The organism is Erythrobacter sp. S57(2025), assembly GCF_057365055.1.
Genome location: NZ_CP200299.1, coordinates 1,885,225 through 1,903,207, shown reverse-complemented (window position 1 = coordinate 1,903,207; position 17,983 = coordinate 1,885,225). Strand labels below are relative to the sequence as shown.

Genomic DNA, 17,983 nt, shown 5'->3' with positions numbered 1-17,983 from the left:
GACTTACATAGGGAGCGCCGACGGCAATTCTATGTCGATCAAGCGTTCGCGCTCGCAATGTAGCGGTCGACGGTTTTTCCAACGACATCGAGCGGAGCATTGCCGCCTAGAATGACGGCGGTATTGAACGCCCGGAAATCGTATGCATCGCCCATGGCAGCCTCTGCCCGCGCGCGTTGACGCACGATCTCGCTATGGCCGATCTTGTACGAGCATGCCTGGCCCGGCCAACTGCAATAGCGGTCCACTTCCCCGGCGACTTCTTCCGCTTTTGAACCGTTGCGTTCGATAAAGAACTGCCGCGCCTGCTGGCGGGTCCAGCGTTTCGAATGCAGACCTGTATCGACAACCAATCGGCACGCACGGAAAGCGAGGCTTTGCAGGTAGCCAAGCCGCCCGACCTTGAAATCATCATAGGCGCCAAGCTCATCGGCGAGTTGCTCGCCATACAGCGCCCAGCCTTCGCTAAAGGCTCCGAAGGCGAGGATTGAGCGGATCAGCGGCAGGCGATTGGAATATTCACCTTCCCACACATGGCCCGGAATACTCTCATGGAAGGTGAGGTCGGGCAGATCATATTTTCGGTGAAGTTCGGTGGTGCGCAAATTGATCCAGAACCGGCCCGGTATCTGGCCATCTTTGCTGCCCGCGCCGCCATATGCGCCCGGCGCGCCCGCTTCTTCATTGATGGGAATACGGCGCACTTCCAAAGGTGGGTCGACCAATTGCGTGAAGGCGCGCGGCATCTGGCCTTTGATCCAGTTCACCTGCTCCCAAATGAAATCGATGATTTCCTGGCGACCCTCGTCTCCGGGCGCGAATTTGTAGCGTGGGTCATCACCTAGCGCCTGCATCCGCTCACCAACGGAGCCTTGTGTGTAGCCAATTTCTTTGAGGATCGGGTCCATCCGGCCATGCAGGCTGGCAAGTTCTTCAAGGCCCTGTTCGTGAATTTCATCGGGGCTGAGCGATGTTGTCGTCGAAGCGCTCGTCGCCCAGGAATACCAACGCTCGCCCTCTGGCTGTGCCCAAATGCCGGCATCTGATTTGGCGAGGCTGCGCTGAACCCTAAGCTCCTCCAACTGGCGCTGCAGGGCGGGGAGCACCTGATTGTCGACAATACCCACCGCTTGAGAAGCCGCATTTTTGGCCGCGTCAAAATCCGCTGCAAATAGCGGGGCTGCGTAAGCTCCGCCATTATTCGCCGCATCGGCAATATTGGTTTCCATTTGCGCGATTGATTTGTCGAGCAGGAAGTCTGGCGGGACAACGCCCATACCGCGTGCCTGACGGATGCGATCTGTCTCGCCATCCAGCACCGCGCCGACCTCGCTTACCCGGCCAAGATAGTATTCGGTATCGGTTGCTGCGGTCTCTTTGCGCAGAGGCTGCGTTGCACCGAAAAAGCGCGGGAAGTCAATATAGCCGCCAACATTTTGGATCACGAGATACGGCGCATTGCGCCAGCTCCCCACGGCGACATCGCCATATGGCAGCTTCATACCTTCCACCGCTTTGGAATAGGCACTTTCGACCACTTCAAAGCCGGTTTGCTGATCGGGTGTTAGCCCGTCTTTTGGATAGGCGCGTGCATCGTTGAGCAACTGCGTCAATGTGGCCTTATACGCCTCGCGGCCCGCCTCGCCTGACTTGCCAAAGGTGCCGCGCCAATCGGCATAGGCGCCAGTGTCCACGCCAAGCCCGGTTGCACGGCCCGGCTCATGGGCGAGCATTTTGTATGCGATGTCATCCAGCATCGCATCAGGGCCAAGCTGCGCAGAAGCACCCGGCAGTCCCGGCTGGCCATCAGCGCCACGCATCGACATGCAGCCGCCAGTCAAAGCCAAAGCAGAAACGCCGCCAAGCCCATAGAGGGCCTGACGGCGTGTGAAGTTGATTGTGTTCTCAGTCATGTATGCAGGTGTTAACCCGCAGGGCAGACGTGTCAATCAGCCCTTCAAATGAGCGGGCACAATGCCGCCGGCTGCGGCCATTTGCTCCATAACCGCTTTGTGAAGTGCGATGTTATCTTCGGCTGTGCCCGAATAATCGGTGTTGCCCATTTCGATGGCGAGAGCTTTGCGGTTTTCATAGCTGGGATCGATGCGAACCAGCTTCATCAGATCAACGATGGACGTTTGCCAATTGAGGTTCTCAGCGCCTGGAATGCTGCCAATACGAGCGGCGACGTCATCTGCGGTGATCGCTGCGCGGGCAGCAGGAGCGGTTTCCGTTTTCGCCTTGGTGACTGTTTTTTCGTCTTCGTCAGAACCGAAGATGGCGTTTGAGATTGAACTAAAAATTCCCATGATATCCCTCCTGAGTATTGCTTGGAGAGTACGCTAGACGCTAACGCGCTCTTGTTCCAGTGTCGTGATGCGCTCGAAACACCTTGGCAGGCTCGCAAGAGGAAAATTCTTGTAAACTATGACCGACTTGGTCCTCTCTATCGTGATTTTGGCCGCGTTTCTGCTGGTTGCTGGCGCTTACTTTTTGTGGAAGCGCACCGGCGAAATGAAACAGCCTGCATTGATGGTGTTGCTGGCTCTTATTGCGATCGGCAATGTTTTGATCTGGACGGTGCCTACCGCGGACGGGACATCGCCGATTGAGCAAGCCGAAGCAGCCGAAACGGGGTAGGGTCCGCTTCGGCTGCCGGGAGTATCAGCGCCTCACGCTCGAATTAGAGCGCGTTCACGGTAAGAGACGCTGAAAATCACATGCGGCTTTGCCGAGCCATGGTTCCTTATGGAATTTCCCAAGCCACTGAGCTGGAATAGGTGCCAGCCACTATAGCTCCTGAGCCATCGCGCGCGGGGGTGAACCTTGCTCGGTCGCTCAATAGACGACAGGTCGCGGTATCAAGCTGCATGTGTCCGGTCGACTGCGTAATGGCGCAATTGCTCACCCTACCTGTGGTGTCGATCTGCAAAGTGAAGCCAGCCACGCCTTCCAACTCACGATTGATCCAGCTTGAACGGTAGTCATTGTCTGTGATCCAGCGCCCTGGATTGCCGCTCGGTGCAGCTCTAACCGGGTCAAACATCGGGGGCGGCGGTGGGATTTCGATTACGACTGGTCCCACGCCGACATCACCATCAAGGCCGGGAAGCGTGCTCACCGGCCCATCAGTGATGACGCTAGGCTCCCAATCATTTGTTGTTGGCGTCGGTGTTAAGACCGGATTGTCGACCACCGTCACCGTCGATGTGCTTGTCTGAGTGGTTTGTTCGACCGGATCAGGATCAACGATCGGCGGCAGTTCGACCTCCTCGATCAGTTCGCCTTGTGGGTTGGGGGCAATCACGGACGGAGTGTAGGTGACGGCCAAACCGACGACCAAAAGCACTCCAATTCCACCGGGGATGCCAAGTGCGCCAAGTGCCGCTGCGGGGTTAGGGCGGTTGGCTGTTGTTGCGTAACTCATGAAAGTCTCTCCTCTTTCGGTTTCGCTTAGGGGAGGGTCAAGGTGACGTCATATCATTAAGCAATCAAGAACTATCGAGTTGTGGTTTGAGACCCGTCGCGTTTCAAAACTCATTGAATTTTTGTAATAAAATTGAAATATGAGGTTAATGTGCGCGAGTGTATGGGGCGCCGAATTAGCCGAAGCCATGCGCTCGTTTTGGGTGCGAGACCGCGCTTTTGGAAGCTAACCCGGCCATGCTTCGCGACATCCATAGCGCGCATCACTTCGCTTCCGCCGGGCCTCGCGGGCGCAGCTATTAGCCTGCAGCAGGGCCGCAGTGAAACGGTGGTTGTCTAGCGAGGATGCCCTCCCGGATGGACGAGCGTTACCTCAAAAAACGATCACTTAATCGGACAATCCGGCGACAGGCGGAAATCGAGGTAGTTGTCGACGCTCGCCATCATTTCTTCCATTTCATTTTCGAAGAAGTGATTGGCGCGCGGGATCTCATCGTGATGGATTGTGATGTGCTTTTGCGTGCGAAGCTTTTCTACCAGCTTTTGTACAGCGCTCGGCTGGACAACCGTATCCGCTGCACCTTGCACGAAGATGCCGCTGGCAGGGCAGGGCGCTAGAAACGAAAAGTCATACATGTTGGCTGGCGGGGCAATGGAGATGAAACCGCGCACTTCGGGACGACGCATCAGCAATTGCATGCCGATCAGCGCGCCGAAGGAATAACCTGCGACCCATGTTTGCTGCGCCTCAGGATGGATCGACTGCACCCAATCCAGCGCACTTGCCGCGTCGGATAATTCGCCAATGCCATTATCAAAGCTGCCCTGGCTGCGGCCCACGCCGCGAAAGTTGAAACGCAAAGTTGCAAAACCGCGATCTGTGAAGGTCTTATACATGCGCTGCACGATCCGGTCATTCATCGTGCCTCCGCCTTCGGGATGCGGATGCAAAATCATTGCAACCGGTGCGCGTGGGCGTGGCGGAGGAGAAAAGCGACCTTCAAGACGACCCTCTGGGCCGGGAAAAATGACGGATGGCATGGATGATCCTGTATGATTGCCTTAGCGGCGGAATGGCGCGAAAGTGTCGGCTGACACCGGCGATTGCGCGCCCTATAGACGCATGATTGCCGTTGTGCAATTTTTTAAGAATCGTTCTCAATAAGGCTCTCTTGAAGCACCGCATCTACCTCGATCATGCCGCCACATCGCCTCTGCGCCCCGAAGCGCGCGCCGCGATGGAGGAAGGCTTTGCGCTATGGGCCAACCCGTCTTCGCCGCATGCAGAAGGTCGCAAGGCGAAACAAGCGCTTGAGGATGCGCGCGACCGGATCAAGCGGGCGCTTGGCTGGAATGGAGAGGTGATATTTACGAGCGGCGCAAGCGAGGCGCTTTGGATCGCGCTGAACCGTGCCAAGGTGGAGCGGCGGATCGTCAGTGCGGTGGAGCACGATGCGGTGTTTCGGGCTGCTCCTGATGCTCAGATCGTAACGGATGATACGCAATTTGGGGAAGGTGCATTGCTTGCTCTCCAGCATGTCAATTCAGAAACGGGCACGATCAACCCGGTGGCTCAGATGGCGGCGACGATCCAAGAGGCGGGGGCTTTGCTATTGTCCGATTGTGCGCAGAGTGCGGGAAAGCTCGATCTGCCGGATGCTGATATGCTGGTTCTATCTGCTCACAAGTTTGGCGGACCGATTGGCATCGGCGTGTTGCTGGTGCGTGATTTCAATCTGTTGGAGCCTATCGGAGCGCATGAGCGTGGCTATCGGCAGGGCACCGAAAACGTCCCTGCCGCGATGGGAATGGCGGCGGCGCTCGAAGCAGGCGATTGGGCGACCAGCGCTTCGGATCGCGCGGAGTTCGCAACGTCCATCGGTGATGCACGACTGACCATTGGCGATGCGACCGACTACATTTTCGCACTCTCTCACCCCACTATGAGCGCCCAAGCCCTCCTCATCCGCCTCGACGCGATGGGATTTGCGGTGTCCGCCGGCAGCGCGTGCTCTTCGGGCACGCTCAAGAAAAGCCGTGTTCTGGATGCTTTCGGTGTCTCAGATGAAGTCGCGGCGCGCACCATTCGTGTGAGCATCGGCTGGAGCACTACTCCTGATGAGTTGGAGCAGTTTGCCGAGGCTTGGAAATCGCTCCTATGATCTACCTCGATTATCAATCCACTACCCCGCTTGCGCCCGAGGCGCGCGATGCGATGCTAAAGTGGCTCGACGGGCCGGATGGCACGGGATTTGGCAATCCGCATTCCCCGCATCGCATGGGACGGCAAGCGGCTGCCGCAATTGAGGCAGCGCGCGATAAGGTTGCGGCGCTTTTCCCTCCCGGTGGCACAGTGATTTTTACGAGTGGCGCGACGGAGGCGCTCAACCTTGCGATCCGGGGGACGAGCGGCAGTGGAAAGGTCGCAGTCTCAGCCATTGAGCATTCTGCGGTGGGAGACACAGCCAAAGCTGCGGGCGCGCATCACATCCTTGGCGTGAACGAAGACGGCATTTGTGACCCCGAACAAGATTTGCCCCAGAGAACTCGGCTAGTAGCCGTGATGCAGGTCAACAATGAGATCGGTGTCATCCAGCCCTTCATCGACTGGCACCGCCGCGCCAAACAAGCCAATGCATTGTTCGTGGTCGATGCCGTCCAAGCCTATGGCAAAGTGCCTGTCGCTTTGGCTGACATGATCGCCATATCCGCTCATAAGTTTCACGGGCCCAAAGGCATTGGCGCTTTGTGGGTGCGCGATGGCGTGGACCTTGTTGAGCAGCAAACAGGCGGCTCGCAAGAAGGCGTGCGATCGGGCACCTTGTCGCCCGCCCTTATAGCCGGCTTCGGCGCGGCTGCTGCGCTGGCCAAGGAGCGAATGGATCAAGACGCCGAACATGCTGGCCAGCTCTTCGCGAAAGCCCGCGATATGTTTGATGGCTGGGCTCTCAATGGCAGCAAAGATGCGCGTTGGCTCGGCAATATGAATATCCGAAAGGAAGGCGTCGATGTCGCGCGCCTGATGTCTGATTGCCGCAATGTGATGTTTTCTGCCGGAAGCGCCTGCGCGAGCGGCTCGGGCCGGCCAAGCCACGTCCTCAAGGCCATTGGCCTGAGTGATGCAGAGGCCAAGAGTTCAATTAGGCTTGGCTGGGGGCGCTATACCTCTATGGACGACCTCGAAACAGCAATCGGCGCAATTCTGACAGCGGCTAAGGAGCAAGAGCAGTGGGGCTAAAGGTCACGTTTGTTGATCCCAAAGGCGAAGAGGTCGCCTGTGAAGCGCAAGTCGGCGACAATCTCCTCAGGGTCGGTCAAGCAGCGGGCCTCCCTCTCGAAGGGACGTGTGAAGGGCAAATGGCATGCTCCACCTGCCATGTGATTGTTGCAGCTAACTGGTTTGAAAAGCTCACCGAAGCGAGTGAGGAAGAAGAAGACATGCTCGATTTTGCAGCCGGCGCGCGCCGCACTTCTCGTCTGTCTTGCCAAATCGATCTAAAACAAGAATTGGACGGGCTAACCGTCAGTATACCGGGCGAAAGCCACGATGCCCGAAAGATGTAATGGGCGCATTTGAGGGACGTATTTCAAGGCTATGACACTTCAGGCACGCGCGCAGGCGCTGGTGGAATCCACTGGGTTCGAACGCTTCATAATCACCGTTATCGTCATCAATGCGATTGGGCTGGGGGTTGAAACCTCACCTTGGGCGATGGACCGTATTGGCGGGGTGGTCACTTGGCTCGACACGGTGGCGCTGTCCATTTTCGTGGCGGAGTTGCTGATCAAGTTCTTCGCCTACCGGCTCGCATTTTTCAAAAATGGCTGGAACATCTTTGATCTGGTGATCGTCGGCGTGGCGCTGGTCCCGGCTAGCCAGCAATTCTCTGTCCTGCGTGCGCTGCGTATCCTGCGCGCATTGCGATTGATCTCAGTCGTGCCCAGCATGCGCCGCGTCATCGTCGGGCTATTCCGCGCGATCCCAAGCATTGGGACGGTGATCGTGATGCTATTGCTGCTGTTCTATATCAGCGCAGTGATGGCGACGAAGCTGTTTGGGGAGAGCTTTCCTGAATGGTTCGGAAACCTTGGCGCATCGCTCTATTCGCTGTTCCAGATCATGACGCTGGAAAGCTGGTCGATGGGCATCGTGCGCCCGGTGATGGAGGAATACCCTTACGCTTGGGCGTTCTTCGTTCCGTTCATTCTGATGACCAGTTTCATCGTTTTGAACCTCTTTATCGGTGTGATCGTGAACGCCATGTCTGAGGCAACTGATGAAGAGGCGCATGGCGAGCGTGAGGAAATCCTCGACCAGCTCAAAGCGTTGCGGGAAGATGTCGCGGCACTGCGTTCCGGCACCTCCGGGGACCTCAAAGGCTGATAGGCCGCAACTTTTCAAGGGAAGTCGCTCATAGGGTAAATGAGGTGTGACCCCGCCACTACGTGCATTCCCGCTTAGGTGATTTCCGGCTCCTTCACGCGCGATGGGCCATTGCAGGTGTTCGCAGTCAATCGTTCATCTGTTTGCCGAGATCCCCTACACATGCTTCGAAAAATCGACAGCTCAGATGTTGAAATCGGCATGCATATCGTTGGCTTTGGCGGTTCGTGGTTCGACCATCCGTTTTGGCGACGAAATTTCAAGATTGAGACGAGCGCTGAGCTCAATCGCGTGCGTCAATCGAGCATAGACTATGTGCTGATCAACGAAGCGCTTGGCGTTAGCGCCGTCCCCCAGTGCGAAATGGTGGGGGCCGACAAAGATGGGGCCCAAGCCAATCGTCCCGCGAGCAAACCGCGAAAGCCGACCTACCGCCCCCTCACATCCAGCGATCCTGCCACAATTGCGCGGTACCGTGCGACGATGATCACGCAGCGTTCCATGAATACGATGCGCAGTGTTTTCAGCGAGATGAAGATGGGCTGGGCAGTGGACAGCGCGAATGTTGAGCGGGTGCTTGGCGATATTGTTCATGCGGTCACTGAAGACGCCAAGACCGTTCTCAGCGTGACCCGGCTCAAAAACAAAGACGATTACACATACGCGCATTCCGTGGCCGTATGCGCGCTGATGATCACTATCGCCCGGTATCATGGGTTGAACGAACAGGAGGTGCGCGACCTGGGAATGGCAGGGCTGTTGCACGACATTGGAAAGATCGGTGTGGCTGATGAGCTATTGAACAAACCCGGCAGTTTGACTGAGCCCGAATTCGCCGAAGTTGCAAACCATCCAACGCACGGTTTCAATCTTCTGTCAGGATCGCCCGGCGTCACTGACACCGCGCTTGACGTGTGCCTGCATCACCATGAGAGGGTAGACGGTAAAGGGTATCCGAAAGGATTGAAGGGCGGCGAGATTTCGTTTGCTGCTCGCCTTGGCGCGGTGTGCGATGTGTTTGACGCGCTAACATCGCAGCGTGCCTATAAAGAGGCGTGGTCTGCGCAAAAGGCGCTGACAAAAATGTGGGGGTGGAACGGGCAGTTTGATCGCTCACTTATCCTTGATCTGATGATTGTGCTGCACATCTACGCCGAAGGTTTGCTTGTGCGGCTGTCCAATCAAAATCTCGCCCTGACCTTGGCGCACAATCCAGCCCGTCAAATCGTGCCTGTGACTGAGTTCTTCTCGATTGAGACAGGTGATTGGATTGAGCCCAATCGCCTTGAGATTGCCGACACTGAAGGCGATGACCTTCGCATTCTGGGTATTGAAGATCCCGCGGATTGGCCGATGCTCGATTGGGATGGGGTAATGGCCCGGCTGACGGACGCTTAGTCGGCTTGGCAAGAGGGCCGCGGACGCCGGAGCGCATCGCGACCCTCCATTTTCGCAATTTGGCTCAATTAGCCCGCCGCCTCGGCTTCCGGTTTTGTTGCGAAACGGCGGCTCGCACTTCGCACGCCCCAGATGATGCCGCCGATCGGCAGAACCACCGAACCGATAAGGATCAGCAACGCGACAAGGTAGCCCATTATAGAGCCCAGCGATCCGAGCGCGCTTTGAACAGGCGTCATGAAGTCATTGGTGATCGGAACGCCGGTTTCATACCGCACGGTCACACGAGAATAAGCAACCCGGCCCTGCATCTCATTCAGCCAGCTGCGCGCTTGGTCGATCTCTTCATTGACGCGGGCAACGCTGCGCTCGGCCTCGACCAGTTCTTCCACAGTGCCTTTGCGTGTTTCGAGCACCTCTAAAAGGCGGTCGCGCAGTTCAGTGCGGGCACGCAGGCGTGCTTCGGTATCAACCAATTGCTTTGACAATTCCTCAGAGGCAATCTCGGCAGCGACTTGCTCAGCGCCAGCATCTTGCGCTTCGTCTTCGAGCAAAGCACCAAAGGCGCGTGCCTGCCTGCTCGCCACGGCCATTTGCAAGATGCCGGTCACATTGTCCGCCTCTTCGCCGGACTTGCTCATTCCCAAGATTTGACAGGATGTTGGCCCTTGCTGTTCGCACAGGCTTGCATGGCGCCGCTGAAGAGAGCCGATCTCGTCCGAAGGCAGGCGCCAGCGATAGTCATAAGTGTAAGCCAGTTGCGGCATACTTACGGGAATGTCGCCAAGTTCTGGGATTGCTTCGACGTCGGCGGCAATTTCGGCTGCGCCTTGCGCATCAGCGGCCGTCACGCTTTCATAGGACGTGTCATCATAAGTACCATCGCTTGCTTCGCTGCAAGCGGCAAGGGCGAGCACAGCGCCGCCGACCAAAATAGACTTCTTGACCATCACATACTCCTCTATTGCGGGGCCTCTCTTGAGAGGAAGAATAGGGCGGGGTTTTCGGGTTTCGCCTTATTCTCGCCATAATGATGCCTTTATTTAGCCACATTTCAAGTGGGAAATTTGCGGGCTCCGCAATTGATTGAAATCTTCATATTTATCAGATGGATACGAAAACAGGGGGCGCATGGCCCCCTGTCTCAGTTCATTCAATTGTGACGCGCTTTGCTCAGCGCGTGCCTTAATTCAGGCGATTATGGCCCGACATTCTGGCTCACAGTAGCGCTGTTTCCATCGCCGGTCTGCGTCACACCCGATACATTGCCCATTCCGCCCTGCGATACATTGGCAGAGTTGGAATTGCCGTCCTGCACGATAGTCGAGATGTTGCTATCGCCGCCTTGGTTCAAAATCGCACTGTTAAACGTGCCAGTCTGAGTAATCTCGGACATACCAAGATTGCCGGACTGGTTTGAGCTGATGAAATTGCCATCGCCGCCTGCATTTTGAAGCGTGGTGGATTGGTTCTCAGATCCAAACTGACCCACGGCAGTGATATCGTTATTGCCGGACATCGTGACGTCAGAGACGTTCATGTCGCCGATCTGCTGAACGGTGAGGTTCTGCTGGAATTGCGTGCCTCCAGTTGTAGTTCCGTTCTGCAAGAAGTTTGATGCGTTGCTATTGCCGACCTGAATGATGAAAGCGACATTCACTGCATCATTGATGGCCGAATTGACGCCGAATGACGTGTTATCATCACCGGTCTGCCTGAACGCGGGAAGCGAACTATCGCCGGTTTGAAGCAAGCCCACTTCGTTGTTGTTGCCGTTCTGAATGGCCGACGCGAAATTGTCGAAGCCGCCTTGGTCAATATTGACGATATTGCCCGATCCGCCTTGGTTCACCACCGTTCCTGGTGAGATGTTAGGCAGGCGGCCACCATTCAGCGTGGTTGGCAGCGACGTATCACTGTACATGCCAAACTGCGTGACGGTGGAGGTGTTGAGCGATCCGGTCTGGATCACATCAATACCGGCCTGAACGCCGGGCGCTGTCACTGCAGAAGTCTGCAAAATCGTTGACGTCTGTTGCAAGCCATCTTGATCGACAAAGATCAGACCTTGCGTCCCCGACTGAACGATATCCGAAGTGCTGCCTTCACCTGTTTGTGAGACATTCGCAGTGTTGTCAGACTGGGTTTGGTCGATAATTGACGTGTCCAGCGTGCCGGTTTGGCTGACTGTCGCGGCGTTATCATCGCCCGTTTGCGTGATAGTGCTGTCATTGGATTGCGCTGCGGCAGGCGCAGCCATGGCTAACGCGATAAGCGATGCCGTTATAGTAATTGCATTCTTCATTGATTTTCACCTTGTGATCAAACACCCAAGGCGAATTGCTGAAAGCGCATAGCGCACAACCTGATCCCCCTTCAGGTATTGCCAATGCGGGCCGACATTTATTGTATGCCGTTGTCCGCGACTCGGTGCGACTTCTGGCAATAAGCGTAGCACGCGTTAACGATCTAGCAACCAAGATTCCGGCGTTGTTTCAAGGTGCAACACCTTCGGCACGCTCCATGTTCGTTATAGTTGGGCATGAGGGTCAATTTGCACCTATTCCCTGTGGAAACTGCACTCCCTGTGCTGGGAAAGCGTTGCTAAGCCGATGCGATGGTTGATCCGACTAATACCGACGATTCTGATCCGTTTGACGCGATTGTCGATGCGCCCTTTGATGCCGCTTTGTCAGAGCGTTATCTTGTCTATGCGCTCTCAACGATTACCGCGCGTTCGCTGCCGGACCTGCGCGATGGGTTGAAGCCTGTTCACCGGCGTCTGCTTTGGACGATGCGGCAGTTGAAACTTGATCCGTCCAGCGGGTTCAAGAAATCGGCGCGTGTCGTGGGTGAGGTGATTGGCAAATACCACCCGCATGGCGACACCGCCGCCTATGATGCGATGGTACGGCTCGCGCAGGATTTCTCGCTGCGTTATCCTTTGGTCGAAGGGCAGGGGAACTTTGGTAATATCGACGGCGATAACGCTGCCGCTTACCGCTACACCGAAGCGCGCCTGACCAAGACCGCGATGCAGCTTATGGAAGGGCTGGACGCCGGCACGGTCGACTTCATCCCGACCTATAATGGTGAAGAGCAAGAGCCTGAGCTCATGCCGGGCCTGTTTCCTAATCTGCTCGGCAATGGGGCAAGCGGGATTGCGGTCGGCATGGCGACCAATATCCCCTCGCACAACGTGGCCGAGGTGATTGATGCAACGCTAGAGCTGATCGATAACCCGCATGTCGAGCATGAGCGATTGATGGAGCTGATGCAGGGACCGGACTTCGCCACTGGCGGCCAGTTGGTCGACAGCGCTGAGGTGATCTCAGAGGCGTATCGAACGGGCCGTGGGAGTTTCCGTCTGCGCGGTGTATTCCACGCTCCCGAAGCGGATAAGGCCGAAGATCAGCAAGCTGGGATTGAGCGGCTGGGCGGGGGGCAATGGCAGCTCGTCATCACCGAAATCCCCTATCAAGTGGCTAAGGGCAAGCTGATCGAACAGATCGCGCAAGCGATTGCCGATAAGAAGCTACCGATCCTCGAAGACGTGCGCGATGAAAGTGATGAGAGCATCCGCATCGTGCTCGTCCCGCGCAGCCGCAATGTCGATCCAGAATTGCTCAAAGAGAGCATTTTCAAGCTCACAGACATGGAAACGCGCTTCGGGCTCAACCTGAATGTGCTCGATGCGACCCGCACGCCGATGGTGATGGGGATTAAGGAGCTGCTCCAAAATTGGACCGCAGCCCAGATCGAGATCCTGCAACGCCGCACACAGCACCGGCTTGACCAAATCGCCGCACGGCTGGAGTTGGTCGAAGGCTATATCATCGCCTTCCTCAACCTTGACCGGGTGATCGAGATCATCCGCTATGAGGATGAGCCGAAGTCCGTGATGATGGCTGAGTTCAAACTCACCGATCGTCAGGCCGAAGCCATCCTCAACATGCGCCTGCGGTCGTTGCGTAAGCTCGAAGAGATGCAGCTGCGCGATGAGAAGGACAAGCTTCTGGCCGAACAGGACGAGTTGCAAAAACTTCTCGAAAGCCCGGCCCGCCAACGCACGCGTCTGAAGAAAGACCTGCGGACACTGCGCAAGGATTACGCTGAAGACACCGCATTGGGGGCGCGTCGCACCAAGATTGAAGAAGCAGCCCCTGCGGTTGAGTTTTCAATGGATGCGATGATCGAGAAAGAGCCTGTTACGGTCATCCTTTCTCAAAAAGGCTGGATCAGAGCCGCCAAAGGCCATGTCGATCTGACGCAGGAGTTCAAATACAAAGAAGGCGACGCGCTGTTCGATATCGTCCATGCGCAAACCACCGACAAATTGCTTATCGCAGGCTCTGACGGGCGGTTCTACACAGTCGGCTGCGATAAATTGCCCGGCGCACGCGGTTTTGGCGAACCGGTGCGTTCCATGATCGAACTGCCAGCGGAAACCTCCGTTGCAAAGATGTTGGTGCACAAAGAAGGCGGCAAGCTGCTGCTCGCCTCAAGCAACGGCAAGGGCTTTATCGCTGAAACAGCAGAGCTGGTTGCTGAAACCAAAAAGGGCAAGCAGGTCGTCAATTTGAAGGGCGATGCCAAGCTCCAGGTCATTCGAGAAGTCGGCGAAGGGCACAATCACATTGCTGCCGTTGGTGAGAATCGCAAGCTAATCGTCTTCAACCTTGAAGAGATGCCAGTGATGGCGCGCGGCCAAGGTGTGATGCTGCAACGGTACCGTGATGGTGGCCTGTCAGATGCGATCACCTTCACCCTCGATGATGGGCTTAGCTGGCAAATGGGTGGTTCAGGCGAGCGCACCCGGACTGAGAATGACATATGGCAATGGAAAGTCGCGCGCGGTGCCGCGGGGCGTTTGCCGCCTCAAGGCTTCCCCAAAAATAACCGCTTCGACTAATCTCACCTAAATACGAAAAAGCCGCGATCCTCATGCTAGAAGATCGCGGCTTTTTTGCTGTGCTTTTATGGAGGGGGTTAGCCGCCCTGAACGGCCGCCATGATGTCGGCAAGGCTCGCGCGCGCGACCAGTTGGTCTGCTGCGTCCAGCGAAAAGAATTCGCGTGGCAGAGTGACGAGACCAACTTCTTCATTGGTGACAACAACATTCGCATCGATCAGCTGGCTGATCGTGCCCAGCGGCTGCGCGTCTGCGGTGACGACGGGGGTGCCGACAGTGAGAGCGGCATCAAGCTTGGCGGCGGCTTCCGCTTCGGCGGCGGCCTGTGCTTCTGCATTGGCGGCGGCTTGTGCGACTTGTTGATCCATCAACTGGTTCACTTGCGCCTGTGTTGCATTGATCGTCCAGCCAATTTCGCGCTCTGCCAAAAGGTTGGCGGGCAGCGGAGCCATGTGTTTGCCGGTGTCGATTGTGACGGTCGTGCCATCATTGGCGGTTACGGTGCCTACAGGGGCATCATCGTTGCCGAAAACAGTCGATCCAACGTCCTGCGCGCTGGCGGCAAAGGGGGTAAGGGCAAGAGCAGTGGTCGTCAGGGCAAGCTTAGCGAAATTCATATTCAATTCTCTCCAGTTTAAATTCAGTCTCTGCCGTGGGCCGCAATGATCCAACAGTGCGATCGGGATAAATCGACACAAACGGTAAAGATTGCGTGGGCAGAATGTATGCGCATCAGGGGGAGGCCAAAATGCGCGAGGGTGCTCCCTAAGGATATGGGGGGCGTGAAGCAAGCCGATGGCTTGTTGGTCTCTTATTTGCAGTTTGGGCCTGAAGCACGGCTTAACGTCCTGTTGTGCTCTTAAGCTGTCTCAGCCTTTGGCCAGCTCTTCGTTTAACAGAGCATCAATGCGTGCTTCATCGGGAAAGCCTTCTTCGACCCAGCGCCGTTCCACTGCTTGCATAATTCGCGCAACTTGCGGCCCTGCGTCAACGCCGCGTGCGACAATTGCGCCGCCTCTGAGCGGAAATTTGGGTCGCTGCCATTCGGCGATAGAGCGCGCGTCCTCTCCCATCAGCAACAGCCGGTCGGTCGCAAATTCGCAGCCGAGTTCATAGGCGAGGGCTTGGGGGTTTGTGGTGTCGTGACCCAGTCGCTCTGAAGCGGAGATCAGCCGTGCGCGTTGCGCTCTGGATAGGCGGAGACGTGCGGCAACGCCTTGGGCGACATCAGGTGAGGGCGGGAGCAGCGTTGCAAGCCGGCGAATTGCAGACGGCGCGATCTCTTGTGCCTGTTCGCGCTCGATCAATTCGCGCAATTGTTCGACATGGCGAAGGGCTGTTTCCGGCAAGATGACGCGCAGCACCGCCCGGTTGAACATCCGCTCAACAGTCGCACCGGGGTCCGCCAAGCTTAGCAATTGAAGCAGTTCGCCCGACACACGCTCGCGGCTCAGGCCCTTCATTGTTTCGGCCAAGTCGGCGCAGGCTTCTTCGGCTTGCGCGTCGAGGTCTGCTCCAAAGCGCGCCTGAAAGCGATAATAGCGCAGGATCCGCAAATGGTCCTCTGCGATCCGCTGTCTAGCATCGCCGATAAACCGCACGCGGCGGGCGGCGAGGTCGTCTAGTCCGCCGAAATAGTCTGAGATCTCGAGCGTTTCGGGATGGGCGTAGAGCGCATTGATCGTGAAGTCTCGACGGGCAGCGTCATCGCGCCAGTCCTTGGCGAAGGCGATTGTGGCACGCCTACCATCGGTCGCAACATCGCGGCGCAAAGTGGTGATCTCGACCGGGCCATCCTCCAGCACCGCAGTCACTGTACCGTGATCAATGCCTGTGGGGACGGTGCGAATGCCGGCTTTGCTGCACAGGTCAATCGTGCGTGCAGGCTCATGCAGTGTCGCGCAATCCACATCGCGCACCTCAAACCCCAGCAGAGTATCCCGCACCGCGCCGCCGACCCAGCGAATATCGTCTGCACCCAGCGCAGCGGTCAGCTTGGAAAGCCCTTCGCGGCGGGGCCATTCAGCAGATGCGAGAGGATCGGTCATTACGGTAAGCGCTATAGGAAAACAGAGCTGCGCGGCAAGCTTAGTCAGAACCAGCGGGGTTGATTACTGACGTAATATCAATCCGCCGGGTGAGGTTCGACAAGATTGCAGCGGTCACACCCCAGATGCGAAAGCCCTCATATTCCATATCCAGATAATGCCGCATTGCGCCTTTCCAGAATGTTTGATTGGACGTCCAATTGGCGGGATTAAGCAGCAGATCAAGCGGGGCTTCGAACCATGCCTCCACCTCTTCAGGATTGGGAGTGAGCGGCAGGTCGGGCGGGACCACGGCCAGCACAGGGGTCACACTAAAGCCGGTGCCGGTTTGGTAGAGATCGCTGGTGCCGATTACGCGAACTTGATCACGGGGCAGGGCGAGCTCTTCCTCGGCCTCTCGCACGGCGGCCGTCACGGCATCTTCGCCCGGATCAAGTTTGCCACCGGGAAAAGCGACTTGTCCTGGATGGCTGCGCATCCCGCGCGGGCGCTGGGTAAGAAGGACACCGGGTTCGGGTCGATCTGTGACAGCGATCAGCACGGCTGCGGGGGTTGGTGTATCCGTCCCTGCAAAATGTGCATCGCTCAACAGGTCGGGAATATCCTGCTTATGGCCTTTTTTATATGCGGCGCTGAGGCGCTCAAAAAGATCGCTCATTCCTACCGCTTAAACCTTCAAGGAAAACAGCGCGCCCTGGCTGCTCACGATCCAATCGTCGCCGCTCGTCTCCAGCGCGATTTCGGCCAGTTGGGCGTAGGTTGAGCGGTTAAGCCGGGCCTCCAATCCCCGCCGCACATGCAGATAGATTGCCGGGGTTTCGGGATCTCCCGCCACACGCAGAGCATTGTCGGGGCCTGCGACAACCAACTCATCTGTGTTGAGGCGCAGCGCAAGGTCGCCTTCCTTTTCAACGCAATCCACCGCGACGAAAGCTGCATCGTCCACTTCGATGCTGAGCTTTTCAAATGGGGTTACGAGCCAGTGTTGTCCCGCATCATCGCGTGTGAGCAGGCCGGAAAAGGCGCGCACCATGGCCGGGCGGCGGATCGGATCGCCTTCGTGAAACCAAGTGCCGTCGCTTGCAATACGCATATGGCTTTCGCCAATTTGCTGCGGCGCCCATCCTTCAACCGGAGGAAGCTTTCGCTGCTCAACTTGTTCGGCAATTTGCGCAAGGGTCAGTTCGGCGAGGTAGGGTGGCGGTTCATACGGCATAGATGGTGAACGAGATGGCAGAGCATCGCGTTCCTGAGAAGTCATTATTCACCAACCCACGGCGCCAACATGCCTTCTGCCGGCATCGCAGACAGGGCAGAGCCACGCGCTAGCAACCGATCCGCCTCATATGGGCCGGGGCAGCGCCATCCGCCGGTTGCTGCGGCGGAAAAGCCCCAACGACCATAATAGTCCGCATCACCAATCAGCACCTGAGCCAGCGGCGGCATGCCTTGTTCGCCCAAGCGTCTTTCTGCATCCAGCATTGCCGACATCAGTCCCACGCCAAAGCCTTCGCCCTGTCGCTCTGGCACGACCGCAACCGGGCCCACCATCACCAGTGGCACGGGGCGGCCTTCTTTGTCGATCAAGGCAATAGGAAAGCACTGGATTGTACCAACCAGCATCTCATCTTCATCAATCGCTGCAAAGCTGAGCGCGTCGAGGCACTCCATCCCGGAGCGAATGCGATAGGCAGTGCGGGCGTGCCGATCTGGGCCAAAGGCACGGTCCAGCAGCGCCTCAATCATGTCAGGCGCAACCGCGGCAAGCGGGATGAGAGTGGCAGTGTCAGTCACAAGAAGCGCGCCTAGAGTGTT

The 17,983-nt window shown here is 57.1% G+C and carries 18 protein-coding genes; 7 read left to right on the top strand and 11 right to left on the bottom strand.

Features of this window, described 5'->3' with window-relative positions; all coding sequences use genetic code 11:
* Positions 1-38: 38 nt before the first annotated feature.
* Both AC0V6N_RS09220 and AC0V6N_RS09215 read right to left on the bottom strand, forming a co-directional pair.
* A complete protein-coding gene (locus AC0V6N_RS09220) occupies positions 39-1,913 on the bottom strand; it encodes a DUF885 domain-containing protein (RefSeq protein ID WP_486171266.1) in 1,875 nt (624 codons plus the stop codon).
* A gap of 36 nt (positions 1,914-1,949) precedes the next feature.
* The gene (locus AC0V6N_RS09215) at positions 1,950-2,309 is read right to left on the bottom strand and encodes a DUF3597 domain-containing protein (protein ID WP_486171265.1); all 360 of its coding nucleotides are present in this window, start codon (positions 2,307-2,309) and stop codon (positions 1,950-1,952) included.
* A 118-nt stretch (positions 2,310-2,427) separates the two neighbouring features.
* Here AC0V6N_RS09215 and AC0V6N_RS09210 point away from each other — a divergent pair, with 118 nt between their 5' ends.
* The gene (locus AC0V6N_RS09210; RefSeq protein ID WP_486171264.1) at positions 2,428-2,640 is read left to right on the top strand and encodes a hypothetical protein; all 213 of its coding nucleotides are present in this window, start codon (positions 2,428-2,430) and stop codon (positions 2,638-2,640) included.
* Between the two features lie 106 nt (positions 2,641-2,746).
* Here the strand turns inward: AC0V6N_RS09210 and AC0V6N_RS09205 are convergent, their stop codons facing one another.
* Together AC0V6N_RS09205 and AC0V6N_RS09200 are read right to left on the bottom strand one after the other, a co-directional pair.
* Positions 2,747-3,427 carry an energy transducer TonB gene (locus AC0V6N_RS09205; RefSeq protein ID WP_486171263.1) on the bottom strand — a complete coding sequence of 227 codons (681 nt, stop codon included), beginning with the start codon at positions 3,425-3,427 and terminating at the stop codon, positions 2,747-2,749.
* A 383-nt stretch (positions 3,428-3,810) separates the two neighbouring features.
* A complete protein-coding gene (locus tag AC0V6N_RS09200; protein WP_486171262.1) occupies positions 3,811-4,467 on the bottom strand; it encodes an alpha/beta hydrolase in 657 nt (218 codons plus the stop codon).
* 131 nt (positions 4,468-4,598) lie between these two features.
* On the opposite strand from AC0V6N_RS09200, the gene AC0V6N_RS09195 reads away from it, so the two are divergent.
* The 5 genes from AC0V6N_RS09195 (at position 4,599) to AC0V6N_RS09175 (ending at position 9,208) form a co-directional block, all read left to right on the top strand.
* Complete coding sequence (locus AC0V6N_RS09195) at positions 4,599-5,588, top strand: cysteine desulfurase family protein (protein WP_486171261.1); 990 nt, start codon at positions 4,599-4,601, stop codon at positions 5,586-5,588.
* Positions 5,585-6,664: a cysteine desulfurase family protein gene (locus tag AC0V6N_RS09190; RefSeq protein WP_486172459.1), complete on the top strand. Its 1,080-nt coding sequence runs from the start codon at positions 5,585-5,587 to the stop codon at positions 6,662-6,664. Before AC0V6N_RS09195 ends, AC0V6N_RS09190 begins: the two co-directional genes overlap by 4 nt.
* Positions 6,655-6,990, top strand: a complete 336-nt coding sequence (locus AC0V6N_RS09185; protein WP_486171260.1) for a 2Fe-2S iron-sulfur cluster-binding protein — start codon at positions 6,655-6,657, stop codon at positions 6,988-6,990. The genes AC0V6N_RS09190 and AC0V6N_RS09185 overlap by 10 nt, the downstream gene beginning before the upstream one ends.
* Before the next feature lie 31 nt (positions 6,991-7,021).
* On the top strand, positions 7,022-7,810 hold the full coding sequence (locus AC0V6N_RS09180; protein WP_486171259.1) for an ion transporter: 789 nt from the start codon (positions 7,022-7,024) through the stop codon (positions 7,808-7,810).
* Between the two features lie 162 nt (positions 7,811-7,972).
* Positions 7,973-9,208 carry a cyclic di-GMP phosphodiesterase gene (locus AC0V6N_RS09175; RefSeq protein ID WP_486171258.1) on the top strand — a complete coding sequence of 412 codons (1,236 nt, stop codon included), beginning with the start codon at positions 7,973-7,975 and terminating at the stop codon, positions 9,206-9,208.
* A gap of 68 nt (positions 9,209-9,276) precedes the next feature.
* Here the strand turns inward: AC0V6N_RS09175 and AC0V6N_RS09170 are convergent, their stop codons facing one another.
* Together AC0V6N_RS09170 and AC0V6N_RS09165 are read right to left on the bottom strand one after the other, a co-directional pair.
* Complete coding sequence (locus tag AC0V6N_RS09170) at positions 9,277-10,158, bottom strand: DUF4349 domain-containing protein (RefSeq protein WP_486171257.1); 882 nt, start codon at positions 10,156-10,158, stop codon at positions 9,277-9,279.
* A 248-nt stretch (positions 10,159-10,406) separates the two neighbouring features.
* Positions 10,407-11,513: a hypothetical protein gene (locus AC0V6N_RS09165; protein WP_486171256.1), complete on the bottom strand. Its 1,107-nt coding sequence runs from the start codon at positions 11,511-11,513 to the stop codon at positions 10,407-10,409.
* A gap of 312 nt (positions 11,514-11,825) precedes the next feature.
* Between AC0V6N_RS09165 and parC the strand changes: the two genes are divergently transcribed.
* Positions 11,826-14,120 (top strand): DNA topoisomerase IV subunit A, encoded by a 2,295-nt coding sequence (gene parC / locus AC0V6N_RS09160; protein ID WP_486171255.1) that lies wholly within the window; start codon positions 11,826-11,828, stop codon positions 14,118-14,120.
* 77 nt (positions 14,121-14,197) lie between these two features.
* On the opposite strand, the gene AC0V6N_RS09155 is transcribed toward parC, so the two are convergent.
* From AC0V6N_RS09155 to AC0V6N_RS09135, 5 genes are all read right to left on the bottom strand, one after another.
* Positions 14,198-14,737 (bottom strand): hypothetical protein, encoded by a 540-nt coding sequence (locus AC0V6N_RS09155; protein ID WP_486171254.1) that lies wholly within the window; start codon positions 14,735-14,737, stop codon positions 14,198-14,200.
* 252 nt (positions 14,738-14,989) lie between these two features.
* Positions 14,990-16,168, bottom strand: a complete 1,179-nt coding sequence (locus AC0V6N_RS09150; protein WP_486171253.1) for a CCA tRNA nucleotidyltransferase — start codon at positions 16,166-16,168, stop codon at positions 14,990-14,992.
* 40 nt (positions 16,169-16,208) lie between these two features.
* Positions 16,209-16,826, bottom strand: a complete 618-nt coding sequence (locus AC0V6N_RS09145; RefSeq protein WP_486171252.1) for a CoA pyrophosphatase — start codon at positions 16,824-16,826, stop codon at positions 16,209-16,211.
* A 9-nt stretch (positions 16,827-16,835) separates the two neighbouring features.
* On the bottom strand, positions 16,836-17,384 hold the full coding sequence (locus tag AC0V6N_RS09140) for a DUF1285 domain-containing protein (protein WP_486172458.1): 549 nt from the start codon (positions 17,382-17,384) through the stop codon (positions 16,836-16,838).
* Positions 17,385-17,428: 44 nt separating this feature from the next.
* Positions 17,429-17,914: a GNAT family N-acetyltransferase gene (locus AC0V6N_RS09135; RefSeq protein ID WP_486172457.1), complete on the bottom strand. Its 486-nt coding sequence runs from the start codon at positions 17,912-17,914 to the stop codon at positions 17,429-17,431.
* Positions 17,915-17,983: the final 69 nt, after the last annotated feature.

Bases quoted from the DNA above. Each gene is read 5' to 3' on its own strand.
- AC0V6N_RS09220 (WP_486171266.1), bottom strand. From the start codon at position 1,913: ATGACTGAGAACACAATCAACTTCACACGCCGTCAGGCCCTCTATGGG.
- AC0V6N_RS09215 (WP_486171265.1), bottom strand. From the start codon at position 2,309: ATGGGAATTTTTAGTTCAATCTCAAACGCCATCTTCGGTTCTGACGAA.
- AC0V6N_RS09210 (WP_486171264.1), top strand. From the start codon at position 2,428: ATGACCGACTTGGTCCTCTCTATCGTGATTTTGGCCGCGTTTCTGCTG.
- AC0V6N_RS09205 (WP_486171263.1), bottom strand. From the start codon at position 3,427: ATGAGTTACGCAACAACAGCCAACCGCCCTAACCCCGCAGCGGCACTT.
- AC0V6N_RS09200 (WP_486171262.1), bottom strand. From the start codon at position 4,467: ATGCCATCCGTCATTTTTCCCGGCCCAGAGGGTCGTCTTGAAGGTCGC.
- AC0V6N_RS09190 (WP_486172459.1), top strand. From the start codon at position 5,585: ATGATCTACCTCGATTATCAATCCACTACCCCGCTTGCGCCCGAGGCG.
- AC0V6N_RS09180 (WP_486171259.1), top strand. From the start codon at position 7,022: ATGACACTTCAGGCACGCGCGCAGGCGCTGGTGGAATCCACTGGGTTC.
- AC0V6N_RS09175 (WP_486171258.1), top strand. From the start codon at position 7,973: ATGCTTCGAAAAATCGACAGCTCAGATGTTGAAATCGGCATGCATATC.
- AC0V6N_RS09170 (WP_486171257.1), bottom strand. From the start codon at position 10,158: ATGGTCAAGAAGTCTATTTTGGTCGGCGGCGCTGTGCTCGCCCTTGCC.
- AC0V6N_RS09165 (WP_486171256.1), bottom strand. From the start codon at position 11,513: ATGAAGAATGCAATTACTATAACGGCATCGCTTATCGCGTTAGCCATG.
- parC (WP_486171255.1), top strand. From the start codon at position 11,826: ATGGTTGATCCGACTAATACCGACGATTCTGATCCGTTTGACGCGATT.
- AC0V6N_RS09155 (WP_486171254.1), bottom strand. From the start codon at position 14,737: ATGAATTTCGCTAAGCTTGCCCTGACGACCACTGCTCTTGCCCTTACC.
- AC0V6N_RS09150 (WP_486171253.1), bottom strand. From the start codon at position 16,168: ATGACCGATCCTCTCGCATCTGCTGAATGGCCCCGCCGCGAAGGGCTT.
- AC0V6N_RS09145 (WP_486171252.1), bottom strand. From the start codon at position 16,826: ATGAGCGATCTTTTTGAGCGCCTCAGCGCCGCATATAAAAAAGGCCAT.
- AC0V6N_RS09140 (WP_486172458.1), bottom strand. From the start codon at position 17,384: ATGCCGTATGAACCGCCACCCTACCTCGCCGAACTGACCCTTGCGCAA.
- AC0V6N_RS09135 (WP_486172457.1), bottom strand. From the start codon at position 17,914: ATGATTGAGGCGCTGCTGGACCGTGCCTTTGGCCCAGATCGGCACGCC.